This is a genomic window from Melioribacteraceae bacterium (genome assembly GCA_019638015.1).
GTDB lineage: Bacteria > Bacteroidota > Ignavibacteria > Ignavibacteriales > Melioribacteraceae > JAHBUP01.
In genome coordinates this window covers 2,295,932-2,312,206 of the sequence record JAHBUP010000001.1, presented here as the reverse complement: position 1 = coordinate 2,312,206, position 16,275 = coordinate 2,295,932, and the positions used below count along the sequence as shown (strand labels likewise).

The following is a 16,275-nucleotide window of genomic DNA, read 5'->3' as shown; positions in this document are numbered from 1 at the left end:
CCGTTTCTTTACCCACCCTGTTGTTTGGCGAGGTTTACCCGCCTCGTTGTTTGGCGAGGTTTACCCGCCTCGTTGTTTGGCGAGGTTTACCCGCCTCGTTGTTTGGCGAGGTTTACACGCCTCGTTGTTTGGCGAGGTTTACCCGCCTCGTTGTTTGGCGAGGTTTACCCGGCCTGTTGATTGGCGGGTGTGGCGGAAACCATTTCTTGACTGAATCATCTCTCGATCCGTTAGCCAACGGACTCGAGATGACCATTAATTATTCTCCAGAAATTCAACGAAGAATCCAGAATCTAATACCTTACTTCTCACTTCTTGCTTCTAAGTTCTAAGTTCACCACTCATTACTCGACACTGTTTTCCTGACATGTCTCGATAAAAATAACTCATAGCACTCCAACTCGACATGACCATTCATGCAGCGGTCAAGCCTGCCCGCTTGTTTTTTATCCGCCTCGATGTTTGGCGGGTGTGGCGGGTTTACCCGCCCTGTTGATAGGCGGGCCTGCTCGACAGATTTATGGCGGGTTTACCCGCCCGCTCTATGGCGGACCTGTCCACCTGCTCTTTACCCGCCCTGTTGTTTGGCGGGTTTGGTGGGAACCACTTCTTGACCGAATCATACTGTCATTTCGAGTCCGCACTGCACTTGGGTATTATTAGCGGACGAGAAATCTTGATGCTGAAATGGGTTAATGATTTCTCACTCGTTCTGAATGAAAGAGGAGTGTACTCCTTCGAAATGACAGTCTGGTTGTCATCCCGTAACGCTTTTATGCGGTTTACCCGCCCAGCTTATTGGCGGGGCCTGTCCGCCTTTAGCTATGGCGGAATCTATTAATAACTTCAATGCTATTCAAATTTATCAATTACCACACCGCTATCATATTTCGCAATGACAATTAATGACCTCTAGGCTATTAAATATTACAAATTACCCCATTGTTATCACAGCTCGCAATGACTATCATCTCTGCATTATCCCATCTTCTAAACTTGTCAACCATCCTTTGTTAGTTCTATTTTTTTGTTACTTAACAATAAAGAAAGGGAGCTGAACATTTCCAGCTCCCCCTTAGATATCCGCGACGCCCTCTGCCGCTAAGACATCATTTACCCCCTAAAATATTTTTCAATTTTAACTTTCTACAATTTGCTAAATGCTTTAACTCCTTTTTGCACCATTTACATCTAACAGCTCTCAGTCTGATCTCTTTTTGACAATAAGGGCATTTTATTTTCCGATTCCAAAGGAAAATCATTTGAACGAACTAATTATTGAGGTAAAAATAATGGGGGAGTATTAACGGAAGGATTAATTCAGAGATTAAAATGAAAATTAATTACAATATTCTGAAAATGACTTCTTGTAATCCTCTGCATAAAGTCTTTTATATTCTTTTTTGAAATGCTCGAAGGTAAGTTTTGCTAGTTGGTGGTCTCCATTCTCATTGAGTGTCTTAACTTTTAAAGATAGCCCATCCTCATTAACTGAGTCTAATAATAAAATTGAATCTGCCAGATCAAGTTTTGAAATATTGTCCAAATTATTTTTTAGGGCAGCCGATTTCAACTTGGATATATTCTCCTGTATAAAATGTACCTTTATGCCATCTAACCATTCATAACTTAAATCTTGGAGTAACTCTCCGCGCGAAAGAATCTCTTTGATAAAACTTAAGAAGGGAATAAAATCTAAACTATTCATTGCCTTTAGGAATTCAAGAAAGTCGCAATAAACATTATCACTTAAGGTTAATTTTAGTGTATTCTTCTCATTAATTATTTCGATCGTATCGAGTTGTGAAATAATAGAGCGCAGCTTACTAAGACTAACATTTCGATTATTCTTCGTTTGCTCTGAATCCAATTCTGGCCACAAATAGGTTGATAAAACTTCTATACTTATTCCATTGGATGTTCCGTTATATGATCTCATAAGAAGAAGTAGGAATATTTGTTTGAGTTTTGGTGAAAACTCTTTGGTAATCTCTTTTCCGTTACGATTAAATAATTGAAAATCGCCAAAAAGAAATATTGAATTATTTATTATTTTATTTGGGGGATCAACCGGTTTAATTTTAGCATTCGGACTTTTCTTTTGCCTCCAAATTCTTATAAATATAATTCCTGCACCGGTCGATAGAAGAGTAATAATGAGATAGAGACTAAATCTACTCTTTTCTTTATAGGATAATTTCTGATAGTCAGAATAGGCTAACGGTGGAAAGTTTAACTCAAATAAATCAAAATAATTTTCTTTATCTGTTTTTCTTCCATTAGAGATCATGTAAAACTTTTGATTCCTCTCAGAGAAGACTATACCATTGAACCAATTAATATCTCCTCCTTGAACCGGATCACTTACAATTTCATAGGATAAATCTTCAAGTGATATTCTATACAACCTTTTAGGTTTTGATATCTCTATTATGTCAGACACAACGATGTAAAGCTCTTTATTACTTTGATCGTAATGGGCACTTGTTAAGGGCATTAAATTCGGGCTAAGTGAATTTATCTCTCCAATTTTTTTTACTGAATAATTATTCAAATCGATGATGAATAAATCTCTCAAAAATCTATAACCCTCTTCCTGCTTCCCGGATTCATTACCCTCACCGCCAAACAAAATAAATTTACCACTATCTCCAATCAGTGCTAAGGAAGCTGCATGGCGCGGCGGAATAAAATCACCAGAGAGTTTAATCTCTACCCACTTTTTTGCAATCTTATCATACTTCTGCAAAGCATTTTTTGTTAAATGCCAGCCGTAACCATTCATCATCATTAAATCCCCATTGAGAGGATTGATGAATAGATTATGACCATAATGGTGAAGTACTCTTTCACCTGTCGTATCAACACCGCTCCATTGTTTTGTCAACGGATTATAGCTTGAGACAATCCCTCGGCCTTTGTAGTGTGATAATAGTTCATCAGTATATGGGTTATAAATTTCACTTGAATAAAGATGCGGGCGCGGTTTAGCAAATATCTCTTTGTTTATTTGGCCATTAAGAGTGTTGTAACTGTACAAGTAATCTTTATAAACCAGATTTATTTGATTCGATTTATTGTTAAGGAGGAAATTAACTTCACTATGACTAATATTTTTTTGTGCCGGGAATGTACCTAACTCAGCTATCTTTTTCCAATGATAACTTGATTTTAGAATCCAATTAGGATTCTCAACAAATGCATCTTGCTCTCCAATTTTATCATGAGCAATTTCTCCCTCAACCTCATTTAGAGCCCAATGATGCTTTAGTTTATTTTTTGCGGAAAGTTTTATTTCGCGCAGATTAATCTTAGGAGTATCAGAACCAAAATGGCGGATTCTCCCAAAGTATATTTCAGCTTCTATAGAAGAATTTACCTGCCCAAATTTTGTTTTGTAGGTTTTATTATCCCAATTAATCTTTAACTCACCCTTAAGCAAATCATAGTTTAATAGAACTTTGATATACTTAAGTGAGGCTAAATCATTATTACTTACTGGAATGTCAATACGATTTGGGGACTTTTTAATTATTAAGCTGATTTTTGATGTATCACTTTTCACATTTGGAATAAATAATAATTGGGATTCAAATTCATTTGATCTTATGCTTACTATAGGTCCATAGTGTATCGTTTCACGAAAACATAACTCAAATTCAAGTGTGAAATTATCTTTTAATAATAGTTTATCATCTGGGGTAAGTGTTAGTGATGAACGCTGATTAAGAGGGTAGTCGTTGGAATTAAATTCTAAGCCATAGAAATTAATTTCTTGAGCAGAAATGCATATCCAACTCGATAATAGGAGGAGAAAAAGAAATTTATTCATACATGTTTTTAGTATTCAAATAGTTCATATCTAAAATATAATAAAAATTCATGAATGTAGATGTCAATTCACCCTGCGATTATTTTGCTTTTTAATACATGTGAAATATTTTGAGATAAATAATTGGGAGGCGTAATTACTGTTACCTGTGATTAATAGGTTATAATTTTTAGGAATAAAAATATATTGGGGTCAAGAACCATTTCTTGATCGGATCAATCCTATCTTTTGCTGGTTTATTAGCCGTTTTGTGGCAGAAACCATTTATTGACCGAATCATACTGTCATTTCGAGTCCCCACTTCGCTTGGTTATTATTAGCGGACGAGAAATCTTGATGCTGAAATGGGTTAATGATTTCTCACTCGTATTAAGTAAAAGTAGTTTGAACTCCTTCGAATTAACACGATGATTTTGATTTTGCGCATTAATAAAATGGCGTTAAAGAATAAGATGATTCGATGAAAAGCGGAAATTGCCAAAGTGCTATAAGATATTAGTATTCAATTTCTGCCATCGAATCATTGAAATTCTTAGCCATTTTATTTCGGCGCCTGTTCTTTTGCATACTTTTCTTGCGCCAAGAAAAGTATGAACACTTAGAAAGATTTCTCAGTCGTCTTGAATGAAAGGGAACTGCACTCCTTCGAAATGACACAATGCAACTTGATTAAAATTTTCACTCCCACTGATCGAATTTAAATTAATTCCTTCGGCCATTGCCTTCCTTTCTTAATACAATATTATTGAGAATTAAATTATTCTCTCTTATTTTCAACTCAAAAAATATAAGTTCTTGAACTCAAGAGTTGAGAAATATTTAATTCCGCTTCTTCGATCAGCACTTAGCGGAAATATTAATAATTTCGAGATTAATCATTTAGTGAAAATTGCCCACCAATTTGCAATCTCAAGATTATCCCAATTAATCAGCTCTCGGAAAATATCTTTCGCCATTCAACCCCATACCATAAGTTCGATTGCGCTCGACTGCATCGCCGAAATATTTGAGCGGGATGAGAATAATAACTTTATCGAGCTTATAAACTATTTTGATGGGGAAAGATCTGTTGCAACTATTCCCGATGAACAGATAATGATTCATTTCAGAATATTAGTGTTCTCAAAACTCAAAGATGGTATTTTCCGCATATACAGAGAGTATGATCCGGTAACAAGCAAAATTTTACGGAATATTAAATTGATCGCAAAATCGAGTGAACAGATTATTTTTCATGAAAGATTTGGGGATACTTTTTTAAGCTTGGGTAAAATTGAACTTGATGAACATCTGCCAGAATATCCCTACGAAGAACTTGAATCGATATTAATTAATAGGGTTCATAAAAAGGAAAATATTAAAATACTTTTACTTGAGTTACTGCAAATATTAGCTGAATCCGATAGATATCGTAAGTTCTATTCCTTGATAGATATATCACTAATACTAAAAGACTTGTTCTTAAAACTTGAACTCCCGGTAACAACTCACTATAATCATGATGATTTTTTAATCAATACAGACATTAAATCCATTGTTGAAAAAAGTATTATAGAAATTAAAAATGAGCTGGCGAATAAATACCTCACCAACAATAAGATTGAAAAAGAATTATTTGATAGTTTTCTCGAAGCGATAATTGAAATGTTAAATGATACCTACATTTTAAATGATGGGCTCGAACTCTCTCATTATGATTATCTAAAAAAAATAAATCCCGATTATTCATACGATGAGTATAGAAATAATCACCGTATTAAATTTGAGTATATGGTAAAACTTTCAAAGAAAATAGTTGTTAATAATCTTAAAAATGAATTTGATTAGTGCAAATAATAATAACAATTCTGCACTTGCTAATAGGTGAAAGGAAATCCTTGTATAATGCAACACTTCGATGAAAATATTATTGAACTCTTGATTCTTAGGGATAAGGAGATTCTCAAACGGAGGGAGGAGATTGAGAGTCATATTGCTGAATGTTTTAGCTGCAAAGAACTCTACAATCAAATCACACAATTCTATTCTGCAATTGAGGAGGGTCAATACTTAAATGAAAGGGATCAAAAATTAATAGATTCAAAATCTCTTGTAATCAGTCCAGTTGCCTTTAATAATGATTCAAAGCTAACTCCAATTCCAAAAACAATTATCTCAAGAACCTATTACCTAATTAGAACAGAGCCGGTCAAAGCGGCGCTTTCACTTGCCGCCGCGATTGCGGTTTTCTTAATTGGACTTAATTTTAACACAGTATTCCAAAATTCTAACCCTTCTGTTTCTGTTATTAACGACAGCTTAAAAACATTGACAGTCTATAATAGTTCTTCAAAAGAACTTTACTCAGTTCCCTATTATACACCATGGGGCGTTAGTAAATATGAAGCATTATATAATATAAACACTCATATACTATCAGATTTGGATAATGACAACATCAATGAATTAATATCAATTGTTCAGACTAACACAAAAGAGCCTAAAAATTATAATGAGGTAAAAATCTACAATAATAAAGGAGAGGAAATTAAATCCGCAACAATTGGAGGTGAAGTAGAATATTTCGGCAAAAAATTAGGTAACTACTTTGTAGCATTCTCTCTCGTGGTAGCAGATTTTGATAAGGATGGGGTAAAGGAAATATATGTGGGGGGACAGAGTTATAACTCCCCTTACGTACTTACAAAGTTTGATCAAAATTTAAATAAAATAGGTGAGTACTGGCATCATGGTCATTTCTGGGGGATGAATCATCTAAAACTTGAAAGCAAAGAGGGGATTATACTCCTGGGATTAAATGATGTAGATGAGGAGAAAAGTTTTCCCGTAGCTTCTTTCATTGATCCGACCAAGATTATAGGGAAATTACAGTCAGCCAACACCCCTGTATTTAAAGACCTTCCATTGTTCACTGAAACACACTACAAAAAATTTGCACGAACCTGGATTTCCGATTCAATTAAACATAAACCCAGAATCCATACTTTAGTGGAAGTTACAAACGATTCAACGTTTAAGGTACAATATGGATTTTCTTCAATTACCTATACTAAACTGTATTCCAGCCTAATTTTAACTCTCAACAAAAACTTCGAAGTAGTTGATATCCTTCAGCCAGATGGTTTTAAGAGGAAGTGGGGAGAGAAGGGCCTCACCAGTTCAAAATTATTATTCAATTAATAAGTTTAACTTCCTCCCCCCAATTAATTTTCTGCAAACTCACTTCTATGCAATGATATATATGAAATTTCCCATAGGAGTATGTTATGAAGAAATGTTTTACTACTCTATTTTATATTCAGCTATTCTTTGCGATATTTATAAAAGCTCAACAGACAAATTTAATCTTAAATCCCTCTTTTGAAGAAGGAAACGGAACACCTGCCGGGTGGGTGATAAATTCAGGCTATGGGGCTGTTTTTAACTGGTCTAATCAAGTAGCACGGTCGGGCCAGTATTCAGTTTCAATATCAGAGTTATCTTTACCCTGGAGTCAATTATCCTGGGAGTCGCAAAATCTAATAAGTGTTGATCCTGGGACAACTTATGATGCCGAATGCTGGGTATTTTTCAGCAGTCAACCTTCTATTGGTGAAACAGCTGAATTAGGAATCACAGAATATGATCAAAATGGTAATTTTATTAAAGGGGCTGGGATTGCTGCTAATGCTGTGGCTGGAAATTGGGTAGAGTGTAAGAAAAATTTCACCACTTCTTCTAATACGACTCATATTAAAATAAGTTTGAGTCATATTTATCGAAATAATGATGATGTGGCAATTGTCTTCTTTGATGATGTATCTGTGATTAAAAATATTCCTAATTCAAAAGTTGTACTACTATCACCTGTAATTAATCAAGGGCAAGTTAACCCGCTAACAACATTTAGTTGGTCTAATTATGATGGTGCATCTAATTACACCCTCGAAATTAATAATAGTCTTAATTTCAATAATCCCTTATATAGTTATTCAACCAATCAGACTACATTAATTTTACCTCAGCAATTAAACGAGTATTCTGTTTATTATTGGCGCGTGAAAGCAGATAATAGTCAGTGGTCTGATATCTGGAATTTCTTTACCGGTCCCTCTCAAATTCCAAAATTATTAGAGCCAAAAAATAATTATGACGAAGTACCGGCTCAAAATGCATTTTTGCAATGGACATGGATTAATGGGGCAACAAATTATCGAGTTGAAGTATCTGAAAATCAAAATTTCTCATCCATATTTTATCAAAAGGAGGAGAATACTACTTTTATTGGTAATCTGAGCTTCACGGAAGCAAATACATATTATTGGCGCGTAAGCGCATTTGTAAATGGCGCTTGGAGTAGCTGGAGTGAAATATTTCAATTTACTGTTAAAACTATTCAAGTAAATATTCCTGACTATAAATATTTTGCTTTTGATGCGATGATACCGGGGGATATGAACCTTAACTTCAGAGGATCATTGGCAGGAGATATTAGAGGGGATGGAATAAAGAGAATAGTTCTTGGTGGAGGAAAATCTGGTCAACTTCTTTTTTATAAATATCAAAATAATCTCCTCATTCCGGATGGAGCAAAACAAATACTTGATTCACCTATGAACTTTACAAACATAATTCCAAAGGCAATTGGCGATGTTGATGGTGATGGATTAAATGAAATAATTGTGCTCACATCGGGATTAAGTCAGCAATGGCAGCCAAACTTATTGCAAATATTTAAATGGGATGGCAATAATTATTCTGAATTGGTCAGATTGCAGTCGGGCGATTACAATGTCTTTGATCAAAGTACAATCATTATTGAAAATATTGATCAGAATGGGGTGAATGAAATTATAATGCCTGTAAATGGTCGACTTGGAATTTATCGCTATTCTGGCAACACCCTTCAAAAAGTTGCTGAACTAAATTTAAACGCTGAGCAGAAATTTGTGATTGGCAACTGCGATGCTGATCCAGATTTAGAAATAATCATTTGTGAAGTATCTCAATCTTCAAGTCCCGTCAACCTCAGAATTTTTGGATTTAGTGGTGCTAACTTTATTAATAAGTACTCGATTCCTGGATTTGAATATCCTATGGCAGGCTTGGCAGTTCAAGATCTTAATGGTGACGGAATAAATGAAATATTTTGTTCTACTGGTCAATATTCAAGCTATAATTATTCAGCAAATATTTTTAGCTATAATGGTTCTGGTTTCGATCTGATTAAAAATTTTAGAATAACATCGGGAATTACAAAAGCAAAAATTGGGGATATTGATGGAGATGGTAATATTGAAGTTGTAATGTTTAGAAATTCTTCAGGTTCATATGTAATTGATTATGAAAATAGTAACTATACAATTGGCTACTTAAACCATATAGGGGTTGTTGATGATGGTGATGTTATTGATATTGATTCCGATGGTTATGATGAGATACTTGCCTCATCCTATGGAGGATTTCAAGTAGTAAGCATTTTAAACGAAATGCCCAAATTGAATTTAATTTCTCCGGCAGATGGTGCAAATATTATTGAGCTTTCACCAACTTTTAGCTGGAGCGCTTTCCCTGGTGCGGCAAATTATGTTTTCTACCTCAGGAAAGGAGATAATTTCTCTCCTCCCTCCATTTATGTACAAGTACTTTCAGAAACTTCACTTACGTTGCCAGTAACACTAGAACCAAATTCAACATATTCATGGAGAGTAAGGGCGCTTGATCAAAATTTGACATTTTCAGACATTAATACGTTCTCTACCTCACTACCAACAAAACCAATATTTACAAGTTATATCTGCGATATGAGCTATGAAATTTTATCTGGAAGATTTAATCCTCAAACTGATTATGTGGAATTGAGAGGAACAGAATTTGGATGGGGTGCAGGAGTGAGAATGACTCAGAATCCTAATGAACCAAATCTATACATTTATAATGCAATTCATTATGTTGAAGAATCTGGTATTAATTTACCCGATTATAAATTCTGGTACTCAACTCTTCAATATGGAGATATCTGGGAGGGTGGAAACAATAGAACACATAATGTAACCCAGGATGAGTTTAACAACAATTCTATAACAATCACAAGACCATTTGATGACTTAACAACAGCAAATAGTACAAATCGAGCTACCACAATTCTTATTCAGATTAATCTCAATGGAGGAAAAGATGTTGGTGGTAATCCACTTCCGTCACAAATCAATACCGTTCATCTAACGGGTTCCTCTGCACCATTAAGTTGGAAAGGTTGGTCCAGTCAAAGCAGCCAGTTTATGATTACAATGTATGATGATGGAACTCATGGAGACCTCTTCCCAAATGATAAGGTCTATTCTAATTTAATCTCCTTCCCAATCTATACGAAGTTCCAAGTGGAACTGGCATATGTGATTAATTATGATATCACTCAACCACAGTATATCGTCTATGAAAATAATGGAGGTGATAATCACATATTCATGCTTGAGCATGATCTGGTTAAAGCAAAAGTTAAAAATGTGTATGGATTCATGTCAAATTACGGCGAAATAATAACACCCCTTTATGATAAAGAATTTATAAATACGGTGGAACAGAATTTAGCTAACAGGGCTTATGTTGAATTAATAAATAATACAAGTGGAAAATTGCGGAAGGATATACAAAAGAGTTATGATTTCTTCCTCAAGAGCCTTGATTCAAAACTATGGGAAGATGAATCTCATCTAAAAGCTAATGGGCAACAGATGTTTGAATCAAGTAAAAATGCAGTTAAAGATTTGATGAAACTTGATGATGAACAGATTTATGATTCAAAATTATTACCAATAATAATTCATATCTTTAATTCAGATAAGTATGTTGTAGAATTGTACTATTCGGAGCTAATGACCAAGTATGAAGCCTTAGGGTGCGGGCTAACTCCTACAATTAATAGTAACTGTTCCAGATGGAAAAGGGATTTGGATGATGCTCAAAAATTACTAAATGATGCATACAGAGATTATCTTCTAGGGAATTATGATAAAGCCATAATCACTCTAAAACAAGCGTGGATGAACTTAAATAAAGTAGAGAAAATAGGTTTAGCTAAAGAAGTAGGTGAAAATATTATCACAGAAGATATACCAACTGAGTTTTCACTCTCTCAAAATTATCCCAATCCATTTAATCCTTCTACGCAAATACAATTTGGATTACCGAGCGATTCAAAAGTTCAAGTAAATATCTTTAATGTACTCGGGCAAAAAGTGCAGTCCCTCACAGAACAGTTTTACCAGGCTGGAACTCATACACTTAATTTTAATGCCGATGAGTTAAGCAACGGAGTCTACATCTATTCAATTAATGCAATCTCAGATGAGGGCAAAATATTCCGTGATACTAAGAAAATGTTGTTGGTTAAGTAGTATTTCGGGAGAAAAAGAGGGCAAAAGGGGCAGGGAAGTAACCTGCCTCTTTTTTATTTAACTTTTTGTAATTATGTAGATTTCTAATCACTCAATCACCGCAATTATTAACCATTTGTGTATATTCCCATCCATCTTAAACGACTAATCAAATCCTAAGGAAGCATTCTTAAAATCATTTATATAAAAGAGAAATTAAATGATCAGAAAATACGAACAGAAAGATTTTGAAAAATGCACTGAAATTGTAAATGACGTCTGGAATTTTGATGGTAGATTTCTCCCTTCCAATTTGTCGGCACTATTTAAAAAAGTTTATGTTGGCGGAAGTCTTTCAGCCAGCAATTTTGCGATTGTCGTAGAAGAAGAGGGAATAGTAAAAGGATTTTTATTTGGTAAATGTGGTTCAAAAAAATTAATTAACGGCGGTTACTCCGGAATTCTTGGCAGTTTAAGCTTTTTGATCCAACTTTTATTAGTTAAAGGAATAAGCTTGAAAAAGAAATTTTACTATCTCAATATTATGGCCGAACATGAAACAAACCGCAGAAGAGTTGAACCGACAAGAGATAATGAAGTGAACTTATTTGCAGTTATGCAACGTGCTCAGGGAAAAGGATATGGAAAAGTGCTGATGAATGAATTTATCAAAGAATGTAAAAATGAACATGTAAATCGGGTTACACTTGATACCGATAAGGAGTGTAATTATGGATTTTATGAACATTTTGGTTTTAGGGTAAAAGGGGAGTTTTATTCTCCCTTACAAAAAGAATATTCGGGGTTTTCTGGGGATAGTTATGTCTATGAACTTCAAATAGATAAATTACCTTAGCCGCTATTTTGGTTGGAAGATCCCTCTTAAAAGATGGATAAATCGGCACAGTCGATCGATAAGCTCGCCAATAAAATAATAGTCAAGGTCTTCTTAATAAATACTTAATTTGCGGCAGTTTATTAACTCCGATATTTTGTAACCATAAAAGAAAATCTTCTCCGGTCACAGAAGATAAATAAAGAGGATAATTATGAGCACCAATTATTATTGGAGGAAAAATTTGTTTTCTGAGTTATATAGCATCTATTCAAATGAAGATTTGATCGGAACACTGGAAGAAAAGTTGTTTTCTAATTCTGCGATGGGCTCATTAAATAGGAAAGAATACACTTTTATTAAAAGAGGCTTTCTTAAACAAAATATCGACATTGTTGATAATCTAACAAATAAAGTAATTGGTACGATTAGATTCAGTGGTCTTATGACAAAAGCTTATTTAACTATTAAAGATGAATCATATCTCTGGAAGTATGATAATTTTAGTGGTACAAAATGGACTGTACTGAATTCTGAGGGAATTAAAATAAATTATACAAGTTCTTTCACAAGCGGACTAATATTTTCAGAAACAAATGATGATCTATTGATCTTAAGCGGGCTATATGTATCGAATTATTACTTTCAGGTTAGTATGAGTTTTATAATACTTCTTTTCTTTATTTCTGTTCTGATCTAATAACTATTTTGTAATCTCATTTCACATACATTGATCAAATGGTACAAAATATTACTACATAATTTTGAAACTAATTATTGGATCTTATCTATTGAAGACAATTAAAAATGATACCAAAAAAGTTTTTCTTAAGAAGGGTGCTTGTTCTCACACCTTCTTCTATCTCTTAAATCGTGAATTCGGTTATCCAAAAGATAATGAAGAACGTGCTTCTGATCCGCTCGCTGGAGGATTATCACAAGAAGGTTATCAATGCGGAATGCTTTGGGGCTCCTCTTTAGCGATAGGCGCAGAATCTTATCGAAGATATGGGGATAATGAACTCGCAATTGCGCAAGCTATAACTGCAACTCAATCTATCTTAGAATCATTTATTGACAGTGCGGGTAGTGCTAATTGTTCTATTATCACCGATTGTGATTTTAATAGTAAATATGGTCTAATGAAATATTTGATAAGCGGAAAGCCAATCAAATGTTTTAAGTTAGCAGAAAAATGGACGCCTGAGGCAATTCAATCTTCAAAAATTGGGCTCGAAAAACAATTGTCAGATTTAAGTGAAACCCCTATTAGTTGTGCTTCCGAAGTTATACGAAGAATGGGAGGTAGTAGAGAAGAAATAGTGATGGTTGCCGGGTTCGCAGGTGGATTTGGTTTAAGCGGAAATGCCTGCGGAGCTTTAGGGGCTGCAATCTGGATGAAAACCTTATCAAAAGTGAAAGAAAATAATTATAGATATTCATTAAGTGATCCGGATTTGGAGAAGATAAAAGAAATATTTTTTGCAGAAACAGATTATAAAATTGAGTGTTCAAAAATTTGTGGCATGCAATTCAGAACAATAGATGAGCATTCAAATTTCATTAAGAATGGGGGCTGCAGTAGATTAATTACACTATTGGGAAACCTGTAGACTGTAAAATCTTTGATACTTATGAATTTTTAAGTTATCAGATACATTTCTTTAGCCATATTCATATTACTATGAACCTCAAAAGAGGGTAAGATAAGTTTCAAAATCTTTCATGCTTGCTAAGAAAAAAGAATCAATTACAAGGTAAATGTTGTATATTTACCTTGTAAACGATTCAATATATGAACTAATGAAAAAAATCATCGAAATCTTTGAGAAGAATAACGGTTATTCACGGATGAAAGAACTCCGGGAAGCCGGAATCCAAACACGCGATATTGCAAAAGCTGTTAAGGAAAAAACTATTGAAAAGGTTAGACCGGGGCTGTATAAACTAGTTGAGTTTCCTTGGGATGAACATGGAAGCTTTGCTGATGTTTGTAATTCAAATAAGAAAGCCGTTATATGTCTTCTCTCCGCGGCATCATATTATGATCTAACAACGATCAATCCATCGGAAGTATATGTAGCAGTTCCTAATAATACCGATAAATTTGTACTTCGCTATCCTCCTACAAGAGTCTATTATTTTGCCGACAGCTACTATGAAGATGGTATTGAAATTATTAAAACAAAGAGTGGTATAATAAAAATTTATAATAAAGAAAAAACTATCGGAGATCTTTTCCGTTATATGAATAAACTCGGAGAAGATGTTGCTATTGAATCACTCAAAGAATATCTCAAGAAAAGAAAACAAATGAATATCACTAAACTTCTAAAATATTCTGAAATTTGCGGGGTTAAGAAAAAAATGGAACCGATGATCAAAGCGATTCTATCATGAAAGAACGGACAGAAATAAAAAATATAGCCGCTTCTGTTAAAGAACGCTTAAGAAATATTTCTACTCAAACCGCAAAAGAATACCAAAGCGTTTTACGTCAATACATGCAAGAACGTTTTCTTTTTCGTCTATCCAAATCAATTTATTCTAACCACCTGATTCTAAAAGGTGCCTTACTATTTATCGCCCATGATATTAGCCGTTCACGTCCAACAAAAGATATTGATTTCCTTGGCTCCTTTTTATCAAATGATGTTGAGAAACTTCATTCCTTTATAGAACCTATTCTTTCAGAAAATAATCTAATCTGGAATCCCAAGAAGTTTATTTGGCAAGAGATAAAAGCCAAGGATCATTTCCTAATCTAATTAGCAGTCATAAACAATTTCTTGACCGAACTATTTTCCCTAGCTTCTAAATTCTTACTGCTTGATTCACCGCGCACACTACTTTTCTAAAAAAAAATATAGTATTTTGAAATCAAAAATGGGTCAATGATTGCTCAAACTATTCCGGCGAAATAAACTTCTAATATCTAATATTTTATCCTTAGGAACCCTGCAGTTTCTTAACTTTTTATTCCCGTTAATTACCTTTCCTTATCTAGTAAGGGTTCTTGGAGTAGAAAAATTTGGACTGGTCAGTTTTGCCGCTGCATTTATAAGCTATTTTGTGCTCATCACCGATTATGGTTTTAATTTATCAGCAGTTAGAGAAATTTCTATTCATAGAAATGATAGACAACGACTTTCAAAAATTATTTCCTCTGTTTATGCTGTAAAGATTCTTTTGTTTGTAATATCGATTTTAATATTCACCATATTACTTTTTTCCTTTCAACGTTTCTCTAAAGAATCAGAGCTGTATATAGCAAGTTTTATCTTTACCTTCGGATCTCTAATAATGCCTACTTACTATTTCCAGGGAATCGAGAACACAAAAAGTATAGCCCTCGTTACTTTTATTGTTAAATTGATTTGGGTGGCATCTATCTTCGCAATTGTCACATCGCCAAGTGATTATGTTCTACTGGCATATTTAAACAGCATCAGTTGGTTTGCAATAGGATGCCTGCTATTTTTCTTAATGGTCTTTAGATATAAGATCAAATTAGTGGTTCCCGGATTATCTCAATTAAAGGAACAGTTTAGGGAAGGGGGAGTATTGTTTTTATCTAACATCTCGGTTAATCTTTACACCACATCAAATATTTTTATATTGGGATTATTAACAAACAACATTATTGTTGGTTACTTCTCAGCCGCAGATAAAATTAGGTTAGCAGTTCAGGGTTTATTAAATCCTTTTATCCTGGGTGTGTACCCTCATCTCTCAAATTTATTTAATACTGATAGAGCAAGAGCCTACAGATTTGTTATTCGTTCATTCAAATCTGTTGGATTGCTAAGCTTTATAATAAGCTCCCTTATGTTCTTCTTCTCCAAAGAAATTGTAATAATTTTACTTGGATCTGAATATATGAGTTCAGTTATTATATTAAAAATACTCTCTTTTTTACCTTTTATAATTTTCATAAGCAATTTATTCGGGATGCAATCAATCTTAAATATGGGGCAGGCTAAAGTGCTAGCAGTAATCATGTCATCCGCTGCGGCTCTAAGTATAGTTACAGCTTTTTTATTAATTCACGTTTATGAAGAAATCGGTGCCTCGATAACAATGCTGTTTACAGAGTTATGTATAGCATTTTGCGTAATAATCTATCTTTTTAAGAAGGGTTTCTTTTTTGAAAAAGAAATCTTTTGATTTAATAGAAAGTATTTTTTTTGAAGCAGATAAGACGAATGAGATTATTTTGCATATCCAAAATTTAAATTATATGATGGCTCAAA

At 34.0% G+C, this 16,275-nt stretch carries 11 protein-coding genes; 10 read left to right on the top strand and 1 reads right to left on the bottom strand.

Annotated features, from left to right (window positions below; all coding sequences use genetic code 11):
* The first annotated feature begins 50 nt into the window (after nucleotides 1–50).
* A complete protein-coding gene (locus tag KF816_09905) occupies nucleotides 51–332 on the top strand; it encodes a hypothetical protein (GenBank protein ID MBX3008327.1) in 282 nt (93 codons plus the stop codon).
* Nucleotides 333–1,339: 1,007 nt separating this feature from the next.
* On the opposite strand, the gene KF816_09900 is transcribed toward KF816_09905, so the two are convergent.
* Complete coding sequence (locus tag KF816_09900; GenBank protein MBX3008326.1) at nucleotides 1,340–3,832, bottom strand: hypothetical protein; 2,493 nt, start codon at nucleotides 3,830–3,832, stop codon at nucleotides 1,340–1,342.
* Between the two features lie 795 nt (nucleotides 3,833–4,627).
* On the opposite strand from KF816_09900, the gene KF816_09895 reads away from it, so the two are divergent.
* From KF816_09895 to KF816_09855, 9 genes are all read left to right on the top strand, one after another.
* On the top strand, nucleotides 4,628–5,659 hold the full coding sequence (locus tag KF816_09895) for a hypothetical protein (protein MBX3008325.1): 1,032 nt from the start codon (nucleotides 4,628–4,630) through the stop codon (nucleotides 5,657–5,659).
* A 57-nt stretch (nucleotides 5,660–5,716) separates the two neighbouring features.
* Nucleotides 5,717–7,012: a VCBS repeat-containing protein gene (locus tag KF816_09890; GenBank protein ID MBX3008324.1), complete on the top strand. Its 1,296-nt coding sequence runs from the start codon at nucleotides 5,717–5,719 to the stop codon at nucleotides 7,010–7,012.
* 86 nt (nucleotides 7,013–7,098) lie between these two features.
* Nucleotides 7,099–11,208, top strand: coding sequence for a carbohydrate binding domain-containing protein (locus KF816_09885; protein MBX3008323.1), 4,110 nt, complete (start codon nucleotides 7,099–7,101; stop codon nucleotides 11,206–11,208).
* Between the two features lie 199 nt (nucleotides 11,209–11,407).
* The gene (locus tag KF816_09880; GenBank protein ID MBX3008322.1) at nucleotides 11,408–12,043 is read left to right on the top strand and encodes a GNAT family N-acetyltransferase; all 636 of its coding nucleotides are present in this window, start codon (nucleotides 11,408–11,410) and stop codon (nucleotides 12,041–12,043) included.
* 193 nt (nucleotides 12,044–12,236) lie between these two features.
* On the top strand, nucleotides 12,237–12,722 hold the full coding sequence (locus KF816_09875; protein ID MBX3008321.1) for a hypothetical protein: 486 nt from the start codon (nucleotides 12,237–12,239) through the stop codon (nucleotides 12,720–12,722).
* A gap of 91 nt (nucleotides 12,723–12,813) precedes the next feature.
* Nucleotides 12,814–13,635: a C-GCAxxG-C-C family protein gene (locus KF816_09870; GenBank protein MBX3008320.1), complete on the top strand. Its 822-nt coding sequence runs from the start codon at nucleotides 12,814–12,816 to the stop codon at nucleotides 13,633–13,635.
* Nucleotides 13,636–13,825: 190 nt separating this feature from the next.
* A complete protein-coding gene (locus tag KF816_09865; protein ID MBX3008319.1) occupies nucleotides 13,826–14,422 on the top strand; it encodes a type IV toxin-antitoxin system AbiEi family antitoxin domain-containing protein in 597 nt (198 codons plus the stop codon).
* Entirely contained in the window at nucleotides 14,419–14,790 is a 372-nt protein-coding gene (locus KF816_09860) for a nucleotidyl transferase AbiEii/AbiGii toxin family protein (GenBank protein ID MBX3008318.1), read from the top strand. The genes KF816_09865 and KF816_09860 overlap by 4 nt, the downstream gene beginning before the upstream one ends.
* Before the next feature lie 130 nt (nucleotides 14,791–14,920).
* Nucleotides 14,921–16,189 (top strand): flippase, encoded by a 1,269-nt coding sequence (locus tag KF816_09855; GenBank protein MBX3008317.1) that lies wholly within the window; start codon nucleotides 14,921–14,923, stop codon nucleotides 16,187–16,189.
* Nucleotides 16,190–16,275 lie beyond the last annotated feature (86 nt).